This window comes from Aeromonas sp. EU05-FHT14A05 (assembly GCF_058791175.1).
On record NZ_JBYTDH010000001.1, the window covers coordinates 329,857 to 347,421 of the forward strand.

Annotated in this window: 16 protein-coding genes and 3 tRNA genes; 10 read left to right on the forward strand and 9 right to left on the reverse strand. The window is 55.2% G+C overall.

Annotation, left to right across the window (positions count from 1 at the left end; genetic code table 11):
* Window positions 1-2: 2 nt before the first annotated feature.
* The 6 genes from AC3WR3_RS01470 to AC3WR3_RS01495 form a co-directional block, all read right to left on the reverse strand.
* Complete coding sequence (locus AC3WR3_RS01470; protein WP_492290948.1) at window positions 3-452, reverse strand: hypothetical protein; 450 nt, start codon at window positions 450-452, stop codon at window positions 3-5.
* A gap of 122 nt (window positions 453-574) precedes the next feature.
* Entirely contained in the window at window positions 575-1,060 is a 486-nt protein-coding gene (locus tag AC3WR3_RS01475) for a YqhA family protein (RefSeq protein WP_139436110.1), read from the reverse strand.
* 87 nt (window positions 1,061-1,147) lie between these two features.
* Window positions 1,148-1,849, reverse strand: a complete 702-nt coding sequence (locus tag AC3WR3_RS01480) for a proteasome-type protease (RefSeq protein ID WP_492290949.1) — start codon at window positions 1,847-1,849, stop codon at window positions 1,148-1,150.
* 31 nt (window positions 1,850-1,880) lie between these two features.
* Window positions 1,881-2,681, reverse strand: coding sequence for a transglutaminase family protein (locus tag AC3WR3_RS01485; RefSeq protein WP_283941457.1), 801 nt, complete (start codon window positions 2,679-2,681; stop codon window positions 1,881-1,883).
* Window positions 2,678-3,604 carry an alpha-E domain-containing protein gene (locus tag AC3WR3_RS01490; protein WP_247626688.1) on the reverse strand — a complete coding sequence of 309 codons (927 nt, stop codon included), beginning with the start codon at window positions 3,602-3,604 and terminating at the stop codon, window positions 2,678-2,680. The genes AC3WR3_RS01485 and AC3WR3_RS01490 overlap by 4 nt, the downstream gene beginning before the upstream one ends.
* Window positions 3,598-5,034, reverse strand: coding sequence for a circularly permuted type 2 ATP-grasp protein (locus AC3WR3_RS01495; protein WP_041998737.1), 1,437 nt, complete (start codon window positions 5,032-5,034; stop codon window positions 3,598-3,600). Before AC3WR3_RS01495 ends, AC3WR3_RS01490 begins: the two co-directional genes overlap by 7 nt.
* Window positions 5,035-5,683: 649 nt before the next feature.
* Between AC3WR3_RS01495 and AC3WR3_RS01500 the strand changes: the two genes are divergently transcribed.
* The 6 genes from AC3WR3_RS01500 to AC3WR3_RS01525 all read left to right on the forward strand — a co-directional run bounded on the left by AC3WR3_RS01500 (window position 5,684) and on the right by AC3WR3_RS01525 (window position 10,692).
* A complete protein-coding gene (locus tag AC3WR3_RS01500) occupies window positions 5,684-6,589 on the forward strand; it encodes a pentapeptide repeat-containing protein (RefSeq protein WP_492290950.1) in 906 nt (301 codons plus the stop codon).
* Window positions 6,590-6,591: 2 nt separating this feature from the next.
* Window positions 6,592-7,203 carry a nucleotidyltransferase domain-containing protein gene (locus AC3WR3_RS01505; protein WP_492290951.1) on the forward strand — a complete coding sequence of 204 codons (612 nt, stop codon included), beginning with the start codon at window positions 6,592-6,594 and terminating at the stop codon, window positions 7,201-7,203.
* Between the two features lie 2 nt (window positions 7,204-7,205).
* Window positions 7,206-7,499: a hypothetical protein gene (locus AC3WR3_RS01510; protein ID WP_492290952.1), complete on the forward strand. Its 294-nt coding sequence runs from the start codon at window positions 7,206-7,208 to the stop codon at window positions 7,497-7,499.
* A 587-nt stretch (window positions 7,500-8,086) separates the two neighbouring features.
* Window positions 8,087-8,920, forward strand: coding sequence for a hypothetical protein (locus AC3WR3_RS01515; protein WP_492290953.1), 834 nt, complete (start codon window positions 8,087-8,089; stop codon window positions 8,918-8,920).
* Window positions 8,917-9,858 carry a DUF1848 domain-containing protein gene (locus AC3WR3_RS01520; RefSeq protein WP_492290954.1) on the forward strand — a complete coding sequence of 314 codons (942 nt, stop codon included), beginning with the start codon at window positions 8,917-8,919 and terminating at the stop codon, window positions 9,856-9,858. The genes AC3WR3_RS01515 and AC3WR3_RS01520 overlap by 4 nt, the downstream gene beginning before the upstream one ends.
* 66 nt (window positions 9,859-9,924) lie before the next feature.
* Window positions 9,925-10,692 (forward strand): hypothetical protein, encoded by a 768-nt coding sequence (locus AC3WR3_RS01525; protein ID WP_492290955.1) that lies wholly within the window; start codon window positions 9,925-9,927, stop codon window positions 10,690-10,692.
* Between the two features lie 898 nt (window positions 10,693-11,590).
* Here the strand turns inward: AC3WR3_RS01525 and AC3WR3_RS01530 are convergent.
* Window positions 11,591-11,666 (reverse strand) — tRNA-Asn (locus tag AC3WR3_RS01530).
* Window positions 11,667-11,668: 2 nt separating this feature from the next.
* Window positions 11,669-11,744, reverse strand: a tRNA-Asn gene (locus tag AC3WR3_RS01535).
* A 658-nt stretch (window positions 11,745-12,402) separates the two neighbouring features.
* On the opposite strand from AC3WR3_RS01535, the gene dauA reads away from it, so the two are divergent.
* On the forward strand, window positions 12,403-14,139 hold the full coding sequence (gene dauA, locus AC3WR3_RS01540; protein WP_202045197.1) for a C4-dicarboxylic acid transporter DauA: 1,737 nt from the start codon (window positions 12,403-12,405) through the stop codon (window positions 14,137-14,139).
* Window positions 14,140-14,409: 270 nt separating this feature from the next.
* Window positions 14,410-14,497 (forward strand) — tRNA-Ser (locus tag AC3WR3_RS01545).
* A 317-nt stretch (window positions 14,498-14,814) separates the two neighbouring features.
* Here the strand turns inward: AC3WR3_RS01545 and AC3WR3_RS01550 are convergent.
* The gene (locus AC3WR3_RS01550; RefSeq protein ID WP_492290956.1) at window positions 14,815-16,029 is read right to left on the reverse strand and encodes a hypothetical protein; all 1,215 of its coding nucleotides are present in this window, start codon (window positions 16,027-16,029) and stop codon (window positions 14,815-14,817) included.
* 652 nt (window positions 16,030-16,681) lie between these two features.
* Between AC3WR3_RS01550 and hcp1 the strand changes: the two genes are divergently transcribed.
* Entirely contained in the window at window positions 16,682-17,200 is a 519-nt protein-coding gene (hcp1, locus tag AC3WR3_RS01555; RefSeq protein WP_025326621.1) for a type VI secretion system effector Hcp1, read from the forward strand.
* Between the two features lie 58 nt (window positions 17,201-17,258).
* The gene (locus tag AC3WR3_RS01560; RefSeq protein ID WP_139436145.1) at window positions 17,259-17,477 is read left to right on the forward strand and encodes a hypothetical protein; all 219 of its coding nucleotides are present in this window, start codon (window positions 17,259-17,261) and stop codon (window positions 17,475-17,477) included.
* Window positions 17,478-17,565: the final 88 nt, after the last annotated feature.

The window sequence follows — 17,565 nt, forward strand, 5'->3', positions numbered from 1 at the left end:
GATCAGGTGCGCCATGTCAAGATGGTCCAGCGCCAGGCGTGACGCAGCACCAGGGGCGTCAACGCGAGCGCGCTCAGCCAGTGGGCCCAGCTGGCAAGGTTGCCCAGGCTATCCCCCGGGGTGCCGTGCAGCACCAGCAGCAATCCGCTGGCGAGACAGACCAGCAGCAGGGTTTCGATGATGCGCCCCGTGGTGCGCAAGAAAGGTCTGCGGCTCTTGTTCAGCAGGCTGCGATGGGAGAGCCAGAAGGCGCCAAACAGCAGGGGAAACAGGGAGAGCGAGAGCATCAGATGGAGAAACAGGTTCCAGCGCGCCAGGGACCAGACCGGGGTCAGGGGCTCCCACAACAGCAGGCCGGAGAAGAACATCAGGTAGAGGGAGCCCTCGGCGGCCTGATGGTGATAGGCCAGCCATTGCCAGAGGTGTCGCGGTGAGAGGGAAAGGCTTGTCATAGGTGCTCCAGCACCCGGGCGGTTCGGCCCGGGGCGAGCAAGTTTACAATGGGGTAAGGGTAATGAAAAGAGTTATCAATTCGGCCGCTGATGAATAGATCCTGAATGAAATCAGGGCCGGGTCACTTGTGATCCGCCAGCCGCTCCGTGATGGCGTAGATGAGGGCGGCGGTGGAGAAGGCCAGGAAGACGATGACAGACCACTTCATCTCTGTCTCGTTGCCGGTGCCGTCTTCCAGGAAGGCCTTGAGCACCTCGATCCCGGCTATGGTCACCAGGGAGTTGATGACGATGAGTTTGAGGGAGGCGAAGTTGATCTTGCTGAGCCAGTTGTCCCCCAGGGCCGCCCGCTGCTCCGGGGTCTTGATGAACTGCACATAGCCGCAGATGGCCACCAGGATCAGCATCTGGGCCACCAGCACGAAGTCCACCAGGGTGAGCACCCCTGTGATGAGATCCAGATAGTCGATCTCTATGATGTCGCGGCACAGCACATAGAGCTGCATGGCGAACTTCACCATCAGGAGGGCGACGCAGATAAGGATGCAGACATAGAAGGGGAACATCATCAACCGGCTGCCGTTGAGCATGACGTTGAAGCGGCGCATGGGGACTCCATCGAGAGGGAAGCGAATGGCAGCCAGAATATCTGGAAAGAGGGGGGCGGGAAAGCGCCATGGCGCTTCCCCGCCCGTTCAGAGGGGGAAGGGTGGGAGATCTCGAAACAGCCGCTGCAACCCCTCGCCCCAGGCCTTGCGCAGGGCCAGGAAGTGGGGGTTCTGCTCTGTGATGCGGTGCAGGTGTGCCGCCGAGAAGCTCCCCTCGGGATAGACCAGGGCGTCCAGGGGCAAACCCACCGACAGATTGCTGCGCAGGGTCGAGTCGATGGAGATGAGGGCGCACTGCAAGGCGGTCTGAAGCGGCGTCTCGTACTGGATGATGCGATCTATGATGGGCTTGCCGTACTTGCTCTCCCCTATCTGGAAGTAGGGGGTGTCGGCGCTCGCCTCGATGAAGTTGCCCTCCGGATAGATGTGGAAGAGGCGGTGGCGCTCCCCCCGGATCTGCCCCCCCAGCAGTATGTTGCAGCCGAAGTTGACATGCCCCTGCTGCTGGCCCCCATCCCGGCTGATGACGGTGCGTATGGTCTGGCCGATGAGGGCCGCGACCTCGTAGAGGCTTGGGAGGCTGAGCAGACCCGTCCCCTCCGTCAGCAGGCTGATGACACTCTGGGTGGTGGCCAGATTGCCGGCGCTTTGCAGCACTATCACCCTGTCCCCCTGGGTGAAGAGGTGCAGCTTGCGGAAGGTGGCGATGTGATCCACCCCCGCATTGGTGCGCGAGTCTGAGGCGAAGACGATGCCATCTTGCAGGCACATGGCGACGCAATAGGTCATGGCCGCCCTCCCGCCAGCGCTTTTCGGGCCCTCATTGCTGCTGCCCATCCAGACGGGTGACCCGCGCCTGGCTCTGCAACTGCTCGCAGCCGCCACCGTAGCGCACCCCGCGCACCGGGCAGGCATCCAGATAATCCATGCCGACCGCCAGCTTGAGGTGCTCGCTGGCGGAGCAGGTGAGGTTGGTCACGTCGAAGGTGTGCCAGCGTTCCTCGATCCACACCTCGGCCCAGGCGTGCATCGCCACGTGGCTGCTGTCCTGGCTGTAGAGGTAACCGCTCACGTACCTGGCCGGCAGGCCGGCATGGCGGCAGCAGGCCAGGAACACATGGGTGTGGTCCTGACAGACGCCGCTGCCCGAGGCGAGGGCCTCGTCGGCGCTGAAGGTGGCGTCCGTGCTGCCGGGCTGATAGGGCATCAGCACCAGGATGCGTGCCATCAGCCCCTGCAAGTCGGCCAGGGTGGGCTCCTCTGGCAGACAGGCCTTCGCGAGATCCCGCAGGGCCGGGGTCGGACTGGTGAGGGCGGTGGGCCTCAGGTAGCTCAGGGGGGAGATGAGGGAGTGCTCCTCATCGTCCTGAGCGTCGTCGCAGATCTCCACCTCGCCACGGGCGCGGATGAGGATCCCCTCATGGGGGGACTCCAGGCTCAGCACGTGCAGTATGTTGCCGTAACCGTCCGTGGTGCAGGTGGCCTCCCCTGGCAGCTCCAGCTGCCAGGAGAGGATCTGCTGGCGGGCCGTGCTGTGGGGAGTCAGACGCAGGTACTGGGTGCTGCGGCGCACCACGTCGGCATAGTGGTAGCGGGTCTGGTGATCGATGATGAGTCTCATAATACCTCCAGGTAGGCGGCGTGGATGCTCTGGCCGATGGCGCCGATGTCGCTGAGAAAGTCCCTCAGGTACGCCTGCATGCCGAGGGCGAACACATCCTCGATGGCGCCATAGGTCAGATGGGCGTTGAGTATGGTGGTGAGGCGCCGGGGCGCCTGGCCGGCGTTCCCCTCGATCTGGGCCAGGATGTGCTCCATCTCGTCGAGGCAGGCGCGCAGGGAGCGCGGCACTTCGTTGCGCAGGATCAGCAGCTCGGCGATGGAGGCGTGGGAGAGGGTCTTGTAGAGGGTCTGGTGCGCCTCGTAGGCCCCCACCGAGCGCAGCAGGGCATTCCAGCGGTAGAACTCGCGCACGCTGTCCTCATCCTCCCGGATCACCTGATACTTCACGGTCAGGATGCGCGCCGTGTTGTCGGCCCGCTCGATGAAGGTGCCAAGGCGCAGGAACCAGAGCACGTCCCCGCGCATCATGGTGCCATAGGTGGCGCCGCGAAACTGATGGGAGCGCTCCTTGATCCAGTCGAAGAACTCCTGGGCCTGGCCGCTGGAGAGCCCCGCCTTGCGGCGCCTGCGGATCTCTATCCAGGCGGCGTTGATGCTCTCCCACACCTCTCCCGGGATCTTGCCGCGCACCCCGTGGGCGTTGTCCCTGGCCATGCGCAGGCAGCTGAAGATGCTGCTCGGGTTCTCCTCGTCGAAGCAGAAAAATTGCAGCAGGTTCTCCATGTTCACCTGGCCATAGCGGGCCAGGAAGGGCTCGTGGGTGCCGCTGATGGTGAGGGGGGCCACCAACTCGCTGTGATCGGCGTCGATGGAGGGCATCAGCGACATGGTCTGGGTGACGTCCAGCATGCGGGCCGTGTTCTCCGCCCGCTCCAGGTGGCGGGACATCCAGTAGAGTTCGCTTGCGGTGCGGCTCAGCATGGGTTGCCCTCCATGACCCAGGTGTCCTTGGTGCCGCCGCCCTGGGAGGAGTTGACCACCAGGGAGCCTTCGGTGAGGGCGACCCGGGTCAGGCCGCCCGGCACCAGGCGAAGCTCCTGTCCGGTGAGGACGAAGGGACGCAGATCGATGTGGCGGGGGGCGATGCCCGCCTCGACGAAGGTGGGGCAGGTGGAGAGGGAGAGCGTCGGCTGGGCGATGTAGTTGTCGGGCCTGGCCTTGAGCAGCTCGCGAAAACGGGCCAGCTCCTCGCGACTGGCGCAGGGGCCGATCAGCATGCCGTAGCCGCCGGCGCCATGGACCTCCTTGACCACCAGCTCCTCCAGGTGCGCCAGCACATAGGCCAGGGCATCGGGTTCCCGGCACTGCCAGGTGGGGACGTTGTTGAGGATGGGCTCCTCTCCCAGATAGAAGCGGATCATCTCCGGCACATAGGGGTAGATGGACTTGTCATCCGCCACCCCGGTGCCGATGGCATTGGCCAGCACCACGCCGCCGGCGCGATAGACAGAGAGCAGGCCGGGTACGCCGATGAGGGAGTCCGGGTTGAAGGCGAGGGGATCCAGGTAGTCGTCGTCGATGCGGCGATAGATGACATCCACCCTTTTCAGCCCAGTAGTGGTGCGCATCAGCACCTGACCATCCTTGACCACCAGATCCGCGCTCTCCACCAGCTCCACCCCCATCTGCTGGGCGAGGAAGCTGTGCTCGAAGTAGGCGCTGTTGAAGCGGCCCGGGGTCATCACCACCACGCAGGGGTTGTCCACCGGGCTGCTCTCGCGCAGGGTCTGGAGCAAGAGAGCCGGGTAGCGCTCCACCGGGGCGATGGGCTGGTTGTGAAACAGCTCAGGGAAGAGGCGCATCATCATCTTGCGGTTCTCCAGCATGTAGGAGACCCCGGAGGGGGTGCGCAGGTTGTCCTCCAGCACGTAGTAGTCGCCGTCGCTGTTGCGGATGATGTCGACCCCTGTGATATGGACATAGGTATTGCGGTGCAGGTCGACCCCCTGCATACAGGGCTGGTACTGGGCGTTGGTGAGGATCTGGGCGGCCGGGATCACCCCCGCCTTCAGGATGCGCTGATCGTGATAGATGTCGTGCAGGAAGGCGTTGAGGGCGGTGACGCGCTGGCGGATCCCCTTGTCCAGATGCTGCCACTCCCGGGCGGGGATGATGCGGGGAATGCTGTCGAACGGGATGAGACGTTCGGCGCCGTCCCCATCCCCATAGACGTTGAAGGTGATGCCGACCCGGTGAAACAGCAGATCGGCCTCCTCACGCTTGCGTTCTATGCTCTTCTCGTCGGTCTGGTGCAGCCACGCCAGGTAGGCGTGGTAGTGATCGCGAAACTGGTTGTCGGCGAGCAGCATCTCGTCGTAGCAACCGGGTCCGGGCGGCTTGATGGGTAGCATAGGCAACTCCTTGTGACGTCCCTGAGGTCAGGAATTGCAAGGGCTGTGCCAGTCAACTGAGTCGCTACGAAGGCCGATGTCAGTAATTTTATACTGATAAATCAAATGGATGAGTGCATTGTCATCAAGGGAGAAAGGACGCTGCACCAGACTGGTACCCCAGAGAGGGTATGCCTGCGCCATCTTGTGGCAACAGGCCATGAGGGCAAGGGACGGGCGCATCGGGATGCGGGGGGGAAGGTGAGCGCCCTTGCCCCGAGGTGGGGCAGGGGGAACGAAAAAGCCCAGCCATAAGGCTGGGCTTTGGAAGATGGCTCCCTCGACTGAACTACGAGGGAATTGGCTCCTCCTACTGGACTTCACTCATTTATCAACGGATTGGGATAACCGCCGATCGACCGACTCAGCTCATCTTTGTCAAAAAGGCCGACCACTAAAAAAACCTTAATCAAGATTGGCTGAACTTATCATGACATGAGCTCAGCTATTGGAAACTACACATGTATATCAAGCAGCATCAGGCATTAGCTGGAATTTGGTCGGCTGCACATGTTGTTTGCAAGGCTCTTTGACAGTCCTCTTTAAAAGACCGCCATAGTAGGCCATTATGCTGTCTGACATTGAGTATCGTGAGACACATGAGCCCAGTATGGACAAGAACCTTTCCACAAATAATCCTGCTGTCGGAGCCACGGCGGCTGGTGGAGACTCCGATGTCTTGGAGCAAAATCCTCGCCCAGCGCTAAAGCCAGGCAACCGGGAGGTTATCACAGATTTTTACATTCACTCGATTATTGAGAACGAGCCTAAAGAGTACGCATTCAAGATTTACGTCAGGCTAAACGCTAAAAAAAAGACACTTCGGAATGTTTCTTTCCAACACTGTGTTTTCGACGCATGCTACTTCAATAACTGTGTGTTTGATTCCTGCGACTTCACGGGCTGCCGGTTCATTGGCTGTAATCTTCATCAGTCAGCCTTCTCTGGTTGCAAATTTGAATATGCAGTCTTTGAGCGTTGCCAAATCGACGATGATATCCTCGAGCGAGAAGCTCCGCGTGAGGAAAATCTGAAGATGCGGTTTGCCAGATCGCTTCGAATGAATTTTCAACAAATCGGTGATGCCAAAGCCGTCAATAGGGCGATTTCTCACGAACTGGAGGCTACATCGATTTACCTGAAAAAATCTTGGTCATCGAGCGAAACATATTATCGGGATAAGTACCCTGGTTGGAAGAAGGTACCACAGTTCATTAAATGGATTGAGTTCAGGGTGCTTGATGCAATCTGGGGCAATGGCGAGAATACTCTTAAGCTGCTGCGGGCCATTATTGTGGTTCACTTACTAATTGCCTTTTATGATACATACCAATTCGGTAACCCTTGGGATATAAAAACCTATCTTGCGAGTCTCTCCGCGTCCCCAGGAGTTTTCTTCGGTATAGCTGAGCCACACCAGTATCCAATCTGGTTTTCGTCAGTAATTGCCGCAACACGTTTGGTCGGATTCGCCTTTCTAACCGCTATTCTCGTAAAACGATTCGGACGGCGTTGAATATGCACATTTATGCTTTTGGCTCCATTTGCCGTGGAGAAATAGATTTAGGGTCTGATGTCGATCTTCTGGCCTGTATTGATGATTCGACAGGTCATGTTGATCCCGAAAAATATTCCGTATATAGATATGAACGGATAAAAGCCTTATGGAATGAAGGCAACCCATTCGCTTGGCACCTTCATCTTGAGTCAAAGTTACTTTTCTCGCCAGATGGTTCAGATTTTCTGAGTAACTTGGGGAAACCATCATCCTACAAGGCTGATGTTAATGATTGTGCTAAGTTCAGAAAGCTCTTCGACCGCTCGTACCAAGAACTCAGGAAATCATCGAACAGTGCAACTTTCCATCTTTCCTGTATGTTCCTAGCCATCCGTAATTTTGCCACTTGTCATTCGCTGTCGATCGGGCATCCTATTTTCTCTAGAAAATCGCCTCTGTTGGTACAACCAAGTCTCAACATCGACCCTCAGGCATTTTCCATATTGACTCGGGCACGGTTACTCTCGACAAGAGGTTTTGGAGAAAACATCACGCATGAAGAAATTGCCATTGCTACCAAAGCAGTCGCTATCGTTCCACGTTGGATGGATACGCTTAGGAGTCAGTTCTAGCCATGATTGAATTCAACAATCGGATTGACGCACAACGCGAAATTCTTAAGCTCGTTAATTGTAAACTTTGGAAAGAGGAACTTTATGGCCTTTCTAGAGAGGCTATAAACCGCTGGGTTCGTGTAAACGGGATTGATCCATCTGCCGATCTCCCTCGTGCTGTTTGCGAATCTGCCGACAAACTTTACTTCTTGGCTAACAAAAGCCAAGAACAGATAACTGACGAGTATCGCCTTCTATCGGTCGAAGTTTTCGAGTTGACTCAACGCATCACTCGAATCGTTGCTGATATGTGACTACTTCATATTCTTATCGCGCCCTAGTGGGCAGTCATACGGAATAGAGATCAGAAACGATAACGCCACAGCGATGTGCCGCGGCGTTATCATCTGGTATCGATCGATTAATTAATCCTCATCCCATGACCAATATTCAACTTCCATGTGCATACCCCTTGAGTGTCTCGTGGAAGGTGTATGTCACTTCTTGGATAAACTCATCCATGGCTAACCTCCCTCAGTTAGCTGGCTCGGTGATATAGCCAATAGTGTCGCCGATAATGGTGCCTGCGACGGTATCCTGGGATACCGCCTTTGGCACCGATACCCGCTTCCGGTGATAGCGCCCTTGATTGCTCCTTGGTGCAGTCCTTGACGGTGAAATCGATACTGCCGTCCCTCATAGGCTTGATACAGACTGCGGCTACTTGCTTGCTCAAAATGTGACGGACAACCATGTTTTTTCCTTTGAATTGTGGAAATGGAAAGGCCCTGAGCGGTTAGCTCAGGGCCTGATGTCCGAGATTAATATGGATGTAATATATATTTGATTTAAATTCTCATTCGGGTATCTTTTGTGAAATCGTTCACCTATGGATATATGTATGAATAATTTAATTGAAGAGTTATATACTGAGATTGATTTCGAAATGTTCTCTGACTGTGAGCATGCTGTTCATGGTGTAACTTCATGCCCTAGGTGTTGCTCTAGACAATATTTTAACGATGCTGAAATTGATTATTCATGTGGGCAGAAAATGAAATTATATATTATACGGTATCTGCCTGTACATGCATCTGAGGTACGAAATAGTGTCGGAATTTTAAAGATTGATGCGATGATGAATGGAATACTAAGCCAAGATAATTTGAATGTTTTATCGATTGGTGGTGGTCCTGGCTCTGACATTATAGGGTTTCGTGAAGCCCATCGTTCAATTCATAATCGTCGAGCGCGTTTAGAGGAAGAACCTTATACCGCGGAAGTAAATTATTTAAAAGTGGAGATAAATGATGATTGGAATGCACTATTTGAACGGGTGATTAATACTGATGTTGATGATCAGGTTGCACATGTTAACGAAAATTACGATTGTATTTATGGGGATGCAACATCTATAGATCTAGACATTGACACTCAGGATGTTATTTTACTATCATATATAGTTTCTGAATTAACAGATGACGAGGCCATTATGTTAGCGCAAAATTTAAAAGAATGGTCTAATGAAAACACAATTATTATTGTCAATGATCGAAATCAAGAAGAGGTTACAAATAGAGTAGATTCGATGTTTGAAGTGCTGAATGCTCAAGTTAGGGAGGAGTTTAACGATAACAGTTGGGCTGGTTTTCCTTATCGAGATGAAATTAGAGATTCGTGTGAAGTTAAGTTGAAGCGTTCATCTATGGTTTCTTATGCTGTAGGCTGCCAATGATAATTAGCGCAAGCAGAAGAACAGATATTCCAGCATTCTACACTCCATGGTTTATGAATAGAGTCAGGGAGGGTTTTCTACTTGTAAGAAATCCATTTAATGCACATCAGATTTCTAGAATATCTCTTCTACCATCTGAGGTCGATGCTATAGTTTTTTGGACACGGAATCCACAAATGCTTATGAAACATTTGGATGAGCTGGATTCGTTAGGGTATAGATATTATTTCCAATACACAATTACTGGTTATCCGAAGCTATTAGAGCATTCTGTACCAAGACCACACAGGGCAATAGCAACATTCTCTGAGTTAAGTGACCGAATTGGTAGGGAACGCGTAATTTGGCGTTATGATCCAATACTGTTGTCAAATATTGTAGATTTAGGTGAACATAAACGACTATTTAAGAAAATAGCATCTATGCTTGAGGGGAAAACTAATCGGGTTGTCATTAGCTTCGCAGATCTTTATAAAAAAACAGAAAGAAATTTGGATGTTATATCTGAGCTGAAATATAGAGATATTTTGCATGAGCAACAATCAGTATTAGACCTGTCATCTTATATGTCTGAGGTAGCATCTGCGCATGGCATGGAGATCGAATCATGTGCTGAGGGTCTAGATCTTTCACAGGTTGGGGTCTCTCATGGAAAATGTATTGATGATGCTCTTCTAATGAAATTATTTGGAATTTCATTAAGTGAAAGAAAAGATAGCGGTCAGCGAGCCGAGTGTGGTTGTATTAAAAGTGTTGATATAGGTGTTTATAACACTTGCTTGCATGGCTGTTCATATTGTTATGCAACATATAGTCAATCATCTGTTTTGAAGAATAAGGCAAATCATGACCCTAAAAGTCCATTTTTGATTGGTGGTACAGAGGGTGTATCCATTGATCTATTAAATCCTGAAATAATACAAGGTAGTTTATTTTGATTTGGATAAGCATCATGAATGCTTTCGTTAGGTAGCTATTATTATTTCTGGGGGCTGGAGGTTACAATGTGTCGCATAGTTAATATTGACAAGGATGGCTTGCCGGAACGTTTTCATCGGAGAGGTTCCGAGATCAGACGTGAATTACTCACTGAGTATGACATTGTACCTATTGCACATTTTAAACTCCTCCCTGGGCAGGAAAAATATAGTTATTCTGGTTATGTGCTTAAAGACCATTATTATTGTTTTCAATTTACACATAAGGAAAGTGGTGCTGTAGGTTCTTTTTTATGCGGGTATAAAGCGGCAGAGGATTTTCTATCATTGCTTGGAATTGGGCAAGTTTCATTATTTAATCCTCTTAGGGCTGAAAATTTTGGTACAGGTACAGGTACAGGTACAGGTACAGGTACAGGTACAGGTACAGGTACAGGTACAGGTACAGGTACAGGTACAGGCACAGGTACAGGTACAGGTACAGGTACAGGTACAGGTACATCTGTTAGTGCGATAAAAATTAATGAAAGTAAGCAGCTTCTTGTCGATGCGGCAAGGCTATTAATGATGCTTTGGGATAGTGCTAGCAAAGGGATGACACCGTTAGCATTAGCACTGCAGGGCGCTATTGATGCGGGTATGGATAAGCCAGCAGAATACAAACATGTACTGACGGTCAACACAATATTAGCCAAAAGTGGAAGAACATTAACAAAACACTTAGAGTATGCACGCCAACGGTATGTAACTATTAAATTCAAAGACTATAATTTTGAACCACTGAATAAAATTGTTGAACGAGCTAAGTATAAGAATCACCCTCCATTCTTTTAGTTGAAATCCTTGATTTTAATATACCCGTTTACATTAATTCTCGTGTTGGGGTGGTGGTAAGGGTCAGGACCAAAGCCACTTGAGGGAGTCTTCTTAGCTTCATAGGCCCAGGGCTACACGGCTGCCATCCCTAGAAATACCTTGATTTAGGCCTACTATTCTCAAGAATTCATCCTGGGTCAGCTCGCCAATACTCTTGGTCGCCATGCAAACAACTCCTTTTAAATGCAAAGGTTTTTATGAGTAGGCAGTCCGCCATACTTTGGGTTTCATTCAAAACATGGGATATCCAAAGGAGACATTTCTGACAGAGATGGCAGGGTGAGCTGCCGGGAGAGGGGGGGGAGGATTTACTGGCGATTTTGCGTGAAATTTGCTGACGGTCGCGTCGACGTGACAGTCCGACGCCTCGTCGGTATCGACGCGACTTTCCTCAACTGTGGCAAGCTCAGCTCCAACCCCAAAGACCGGATATGCCCCAGAGCTGTTCCGGTCTTGCCCGTTAACCATTCCTCTTCCCTTGCCCTTCGTGAGCGTTTCCATCTTTCAATCTGTGCTATCTCCACGCCAGAACTACCTGCTACGGTCTGATCATACCCATGGTCTCCCAGCAGAAAGACCGGAAGCTGTGACCGGAGGGGGTTTCTGGGAGGATTTACGTCAGGGGAGGGGATGATTTCTGGTTTGGGCTAGATCGTGACCCATTCACCTGCTGAGCTGACCGGATAGGGACCGGAGTAATCGTTAGTCGAATTTGAGTTGAGAGAAAACAGGGAGAGTGGATCGTTCACTGCGAGGGGAATGTGGCAGAGCAAGCGGTGAGGGATAGCTGGCTCGGCTTGAAACTATGAAGAGATAGATACGAAAAAGCCCAGCCAAAAGGCTGGGCTTTAGAAGATGGCTCCCTCGACAGGACTTGAACCTGTGACATACGGATTAACAGTCCGCCGTTCTACCGACTGAACTACGAGGGAATTGGCTCCTCCTACTGGACTTGAACCAGTGACATACGGATTAACAGTCCGCCGTTCTACCGACTGAACTAAGGAGGAATTGCCTGTCTCGTCGAGACGGAGCGGATATTAATGATCCCCCGGACGGGTGTCAACCCGCCATGCCACGGAAAAAGGGCTTTTCGGCCCGTTTGCCCAAAACTTGGGCGCTGTGGACTATTTTCAGCACAATCAGCAGCTTGAGATGCCCTGCCTGCGGCCATGGTGGAGCTGGCCGTGAAGGCGCACCCCGGTCTGGATGGGGCGCGGCAATGGATGAGCCGATCATGGAGGGGGTGATGCCTATCGGCGATAAGCCCCTTGTCGATGGGCTTGTCTCTGAGCTGATGGTTGAGGGATGCGGGGAAGATGCAGGTTCGCGATGGACGGGTCACTGAAGGGATGGCTGGGATAATTGGCGATATACCGATTGTCGATGGGCTTGCCTCTGAGGTGATGGGGGAGGCGGGAAAGAGGCTGGTTCGCGATGAGCAGAGAGCTGAAGGGATAGCTGGGAAAATCGGCGATATGCGAGCTATCGATGACAATAATGCGGGGTAATGGCCATTTCTTGATCCTGCCCATCGAATTATCGGGCCGGCTCGGGTATGGTTGCTCTGGATACCATCGCCGCGTCGACAGCTCTGCCGGCCCTTGATGATGATCGGGTGCCGGTTCACTCCGGCCTTTGTCTCCCTCTTCTGGTATTACCCTAGACATGCACAATCAAGCTTCCTTACAAGGCGTGAAGCTGGCTATCGCATTGCGCCAATCCTGCATCGATGAACCCTATAGCGTGGCGCGCTTCGGCCGCGACCTCATCGCCGGCATCACGGTCGGCATCATCGCCATTCCGCTCGCCATGGCGCTGGCCATCGCCAGCGGGGTGCCGCCCCAGCACGGCCTCTACACCGCCATCATCGCCGGCATCGTCATCGCCGTGACGGGGGGCTCGCGCTTCTCGATTTCTGGCCCCACTGCCGCCTTCGTGGTGATCCTCTATCCGGTGGCCCAGCAATTCGGGGTGGGGGGCCTCTTGATGGCGACCCTCATCTCCGGCTTCTTCCTGGTGGCCATGGGGATGGCGCGCCTCGGCCGCCTCATCGAATACATTCCGCCCTCGGTGACGCTTGGCTTTACGGGCGGTATCGCCATCGTGATCGCTACCTTGCAGATCAAGGACTTCTTCGGCCTGCACGTCCCCGAGATGCCGGAAACCTATGTCGGCAAGGTGCAGGCGCTGGCCCATGCCCTGCCCAGCTGGCAGTGGGGTGATACCCTGGTGGGGGTGGCCACCCTGGCTGTGCTGTTGCTCTGGCCCAGATTGCGGCTGCCGGTGCCGGGTCATCTGCCGGCCGTGCTGGTGGGTGTCGGTCTGGCTTTCGGTCTGCACCAGTTCGGGGTGGACGTGGCCACCATAGGCAGCAAGTTCAGCTATACCCTGGCCGATGGCACCCAGGGCATGGGGATACCCCCCATAGCCCCGACCCTGGTGATGCCCTGGGCCCTGCCCGGGCCGGACGGGGCGCCGGTGGAGTGGAATCTCGCCGCCATTGAGCGCTTGCTGCCCGCCGCCTTCTCCATGGCCATGCTGGGAGCCATCGAATCCCTGCTCTGCGCCGTGGTGCTGGATGGCATGACGGGGCGCAAGCACAGCTCCAACGGCGAGCTGGTGGGGCAGGGGCTTGGCAACATACTCGCCCCCTTCTTCGGCGGCATCACGGCGACGGCCGCCATCGCCCGCTCCGCCGCCAACGTGCGGGCGGGGGCCACCTCGCCCATCTCAGGCATAGTCCATGCGCTGGTGGTGCTGGCGGCCATTCTGGTGCTGGCCCCCTGGCTCTCCTGGCTGCCGCTTTCCGCCATGGCCGCCCTGCTGCTGCTGGTGGCCTGGAACATGAGCGAGGCCCACAAGGTGGTGGATCTGGTGCGCCGGGCGCCCCGCTCCGACGTGCTGGTGCTGCTGGTCTGCCTGTCGCTGACCGTCATCTTCGACATGGTCATCGCCATCACCTTCGGGGTGATCCTGGCGTCTCTGCTGTTCATGCGCGAGATTGCCAAGATGACCAAGCTGCACAATCTGGCGGAGCATGGGCGCTATGCCAGCGAGGTGCCGGCGCAGACCCTGCTCTACAAGATCAACGGTCCCCTGTTCTTTGCGGCGGCGGAGCGGGTCTTTGACGAGTTGCTGGCCCAGGTGGGGGAGCACAAGGCGCTGATCCTGCAGATGGAGGCCGTCTCCATCCTGGATGCCGGTGGGCTCTCAGCCTTCCAGCAATTTGCCAGGCGCATGGCCAAGTCGGGCGTCCAGCTGAAGGTGGCCGAGCTGCAGTTCCAGCCCCTCAAGACCCTGGCGCGCGCCAAGGTGCGTCCTGTCCCGGGTGAGCTGGAGTTCTACGGCTCGCTGGAGGAAGCCATCAGAGGGGAACACTTGCACGAAGCGGTTGAAAATTGATGTAAAGGGATAGGAAACGGCATCTTTTTGGTCAGTTGGTTCGCAAATTGAGCAAACGATGGCAAAAGATGAAAAATGAGATTGACCGGCTTGCTCCTATCCCTTACATTACGCCCCGTTCCAGCGCAGCAGCGCAACGAACCCGTGTTGGCTGAACACGTTAAACCACAGACAGAACTTTGGTGCGGTGTCCGAGAGGCTGCCCACCGACGAAGTCGGCAAGATGCACGCGCGGCGTGCTCCGAAAGCCACTTCAAGAAGTAAAAATTTGGTGAGGTGTCCGAGTGGCTGAAGGAGCACGCCTGGAAAGTGTGTATACGGCAACGTATCGAGGGTTCGAATCCCTCCCTCACCGCCAAATTGAACGCCCGACCTTATGGTCGGGCTTTTTGCATTTCGGGTTATCACATTCCCTGATGCCCAGCGAGGGGCGGCTCGGTTCGAGCCCTGGTTCGACAAGGGGGCAGGACCGCTCGCCTGGACAGCCGCAGGGTTAGCGCCAGAGATGGCGCGAGTCAATCCCGACCCACCGCCAAATTGAAAGCCCGACCTTATGGTCGGGCTTTTTTGTTGTTGGGGCCGTCATCTCCTCGGCTTCAGCGCAGGATGGCGGTGTCTCCTTGCCGGAGGCGGTAATTCGTCCAGCTCATGCCGCTTTTTTCTTCCCCACCCGCATCAGAAGATCACCCCCACCAGCCTGTCGAGCAGAGTCTCGAAGGAGAAGAGGGTGAGGAGCAGGGGCAGGAAGGGCACCACAGTCGCGAGCACCAGCTGCAGGAACATGTCCCGGCTAAATGGCATGGGCCTTATCTCCTTGATGACGGCATAGGCATTGCCGAAATCTGCGAGGGACTGGATATCCGAGGCGCCGAGCAGGGATTCCCCGTCTCTGTCCGCCGTGCGCAGCCAGCGGTGTTCGAAGCTGCGGCTGTATTCGGCGGCGAGGGCGCCGTATTCCCGCAACCCCAGACGCTTGGCCGCCAGAATATGGGGGGCAAAGACCGTCAGAGGCGCCAGCACCAGCAGCAGGCCGAAGCCGGCGAGCAGGATGATCTCCGGCTTGTAGGCGGTGAGCACGGCGGCGTCAAAGAAGATCCGGTTGGCGATAAAGCCGGCCAGCTGGGCCCCCAGAGCAGTCAGCAACGGCGAGTAGGCGTAGGCCGAACCCCCGAGAAAGCCGAGGCCGCAGTTGCGATCGGGATGGGTCGGCATGAGGGAGAGGGGGATCCGGGAGACTTGCCAGAGGAAGCGGGTCCAGATCAGTAGCCGGTAGAGCCAGCGCAGGAGCAGGAACTGGATGATGGGGTTGCTCACCCAGAAGAACCAGAAACCGGGCAGGGTCAGGGTTGGGTTACCCCCTTCCATGGTGGCGTACCAGGTCGAGGACTCCAGGATGAAGGTGTGGATCCGGATGAAGTAGCCCATCGAGAAGACCAGCAGGATGAGCCCGACCTCCGCGGGGATCGAATTTCGCCAGATCATGGCGCTACGAATGGCGTCATGAAAGCGTGGCAGGGAGAGCGGCGAGATCAGCCCACGTTCGATGAACTGGCTGACGATCCCCCGGATGCGCTGGTGAACGACGAGTTCGGCGAACACCAGCAAGGAGACGCAGATGAGAAAGCGGACATGGGTCTCTATGTCCAGCAGAAAAGGCACCGCCACCCCTTGCAGCAGGCTGCCTTCCCACCCGCACAGCAGCAACAGGGGCAGCCAGCAGATCCCGCTCAGGATGAGGATCCGTCGCCTGATGTGCGCCTCTATGTCACCAAGATGCGCCCGACTCCAGAGCTGATAGAGGGGACCCCCCAGGATCAGGGAGAAGTTGCCCGGATCGGACAGGGGAGGGCTGAGGGGATCGGGCGGGGTGACAGGCCTGTGATGCGACATGATGGGACCACCTTGCTGTGCGACAAATGTGCCATCCGGCCGCCACTGACTCCCCTTGCCACCAGGGTGGAGGGGGAGGGATCTGCGGGCCGGGATCCGGGCTTGGTGTCATGAGTGCACCATGACGGATCCTCTGAACTCAGCCTCTGTATTGGCTGAAAACCCCATATGTAACAGGATTTGCAGAGGAAAATGACTGCCGTGGCGGTGGGTTCCATCGCAATGCCCTTGAGCCAAGCCCCATGGCTATAGGTATAGCCTTTGCCAAGGACGGGTGATGTGATCGGCCCACGACAATTTAACCCTTGGAGTGCGCCCGCTTTCCCGTGATGGCCCTTGCCTCAGGGCCGTGCCGTGTCAGAGAAAGGGATGTGCTGCGATAACGGTATAAAGAACCGTGTGTTCACCGCTGGTGGCAGTATTACATGCTGTTACGGGCAATATCTTGCCGTAATGGTGGGATTAAGTGCTGTTATTGCAATAAATGCCAGCGATAGACACTGGATGCGCAAGGCATTGCGGCGCGTCGATGGAAGCTTGGATGAAAAATTATTTCAACCATTTGTTTTATAACAAAAAAATAGATTGGCATGGTCACTGCTAACGGTTTCGGTTGAGTGTCATTACCGTTCAACCAATCAGGAGCAAACTCATGCCAACTCCATGTTATATCAGCATCGAAGGTAAAACCCAGGGCAACATCACCGCCGGTGCCTTCACCTCCGACTCCGTCGGCAACATCTTCGTGCAGGGCCACGAAGACGAGATGCTGGTGCAAGAGTTCCAGCACGTCGTCACAGTCCCGACCGATCCGCAATCCGGTCAGCCTGCGGGCCAGCGTGTCCACAAGCCGTTCAAGTTCACCGTGGCCCTGAACAAGGCCGTGCCGCTGATGTACAACTCCCTGGCTTCCGGTGAGATGCTGCCGAAAGTGACCCTGAAGTGGTACCGCACCTCTGTTGAGGGCAAGCAGGAGCACTTCTTCTCTACCGTGCTGACCGATGCCACCATAGTCGACATCGACTGCCAGATGCCTCACTGCCAGGATCCGGCCAACGCCGACTTCACCCAGCTGATCCAGGTCTCCCTGGCCTACCGCAAGATCGACTGGGAACACACAGTGGCCGGTACCTCGGGTGCCGACGACTGGCGTGCCCCCATCGAGGCTTGATGCCATGAGGGAGCACTCGTTCGGGTGCTCCCCTTTCTGAATCAGACAAGGAGGCATCATGCCAAGAGAGTCGTTCTATCCCGATACCAATGAACCGCACATTCACCTGCACAGAGGGGGCGCCACCTTCACCGACATTGGCCACAGCCATAGAACCCTGGTGCGGGGCTCTTTGGTGTATCGCGGCACCCTGCAGGAGGTGATTGCCGAGCTGCAAAGACGCGGTGATGCCCGCAGCCTCCAGATGGCGCAATACATCCAGACCAATCTGGCGTGATCTCGAAGGCCGGAATGCCGGCCTGCTTGTGACTCCCACTCAATAAGGCCCCGTCGGTTTTTCTTCTGCTCGTTTGCAGCTGTGAGCG

Excerpts from the sequence above, each read along its gene's own strand:
- AC3WR3_RS01515 (WP_492290953.1), top strand. The coding sequence starts at position 8,087 with ATGAATAATTTAATTGAAGAGTTATATACTGAGATTGATTTCGAAATG.
- AC3WR3_RS01480 (WP_492290949.1), bottom strand. The coding sequence starts at position 1,849 with ATGACCTATTGCGTCGCCATGTGCCTGCAAGATGGCATCGTCTTCGCC.
- AC3WR3_RS01500 (WP_492290950.1), top strand. The coding sequence starts at position 5,684 with ATGGACAAGAACCTTTCCACAAATAATCCTGCTGTCGGAGCCACGGCG.
- AC3WR3_RS01505 (WP_492290951.1), top strand. The coding sequence starts at position 6,592 with ATGCACATTTATGCTTTTGGCTCCATTTGCCGTGGAGAAATAGATTTA.
- AC3WR3_RS01560 (WP_139436145.1), top strand. The coding sequence starts at position 17,259 with ATGCCAAGAGAGTCGTTCTATCCCGATACCAATGAACCGCACATTCAC.
- AC3WR3_RS01520 (WP_492290954.1), top strand. The coding sequence starts at position 8,917 with ATGATAATTAGCGCAAGCAGAAGAACAGATATTCCAGCATTCTACACT.
- AC3WR3_RS01525 (WP_492290955.1), top strand. The coding sequence starts at position 9,925 with ATGTGTCGCATAGTTAATATTGACAAGGATGGCTTGCCGGAACGTTTT.
- AC3WR3_RS01475 (WP_139436110.1), bottom strand. The coding sequence starts at position 1,060 with ATGCGCCGCTTCAACGTCATGCTCAACGGCAGCCGGTTGATGATGTTC.
- AC3WR3_RS01490 (WP_247626688.1), bottom strand. The coding sequence starts at position 3,604 with ATGCTGAGCCGCACCGCAAGCGAACTCTACTGGATGTCCCGCCACCTG.
- AC3WR3_RS01495 (WP_041998737.1), bottom strand. The coding sequence starts at position 5,034 with ATGCTACCCATCAAGCCGCCCGGACCCGGTTGCTACGACGAGATGCTG.
- AC3WR3_RS01470 (WP_492290948.1), bottom strand. The coding sequence starts at position 452 with ATGACAAGCCTTTCCCTCTCACCGCGACACCTCTGGCAATGGCTGGCC.
- hcp1 (WP_025326621.1), top strand. The coding sequence starts at position 16,682 with ATGCCAACTCCATGTTATATCAGCATCGAAGGTAAAACCCAGGGCAAC.
- AC3WR3_RS01550 (WP_492290956.1), bottom strand. The coding sequence starts at position 16,029 with ATGTCGCATCACAGGCCTGTCACCCCGCCCGATCCCCTCAGCCCTCCC.
- AC3WR3_RS01510 (WP_492290952.1), top strand. The coding sequence starts at position 7,206 with ATGATTGAATTCAACAATCGGATTGACGCACAACGCGAAATTCTTAAG.
- dauA (WP_202045197.1), top strand. The coding sequence starts at position 12,403 with ATGCACAATCAAGCTTCCTTACAAGGCGTGAAGCTGGCTATCGCATTG.
- AC3WR3_RS01485 (WP_283941457.1), bottom strand. The coding sequence starts at position 2,681 with ATGAGACTCATCATCGATCACCAGACCCGCTACCACTATGCCGACGTG.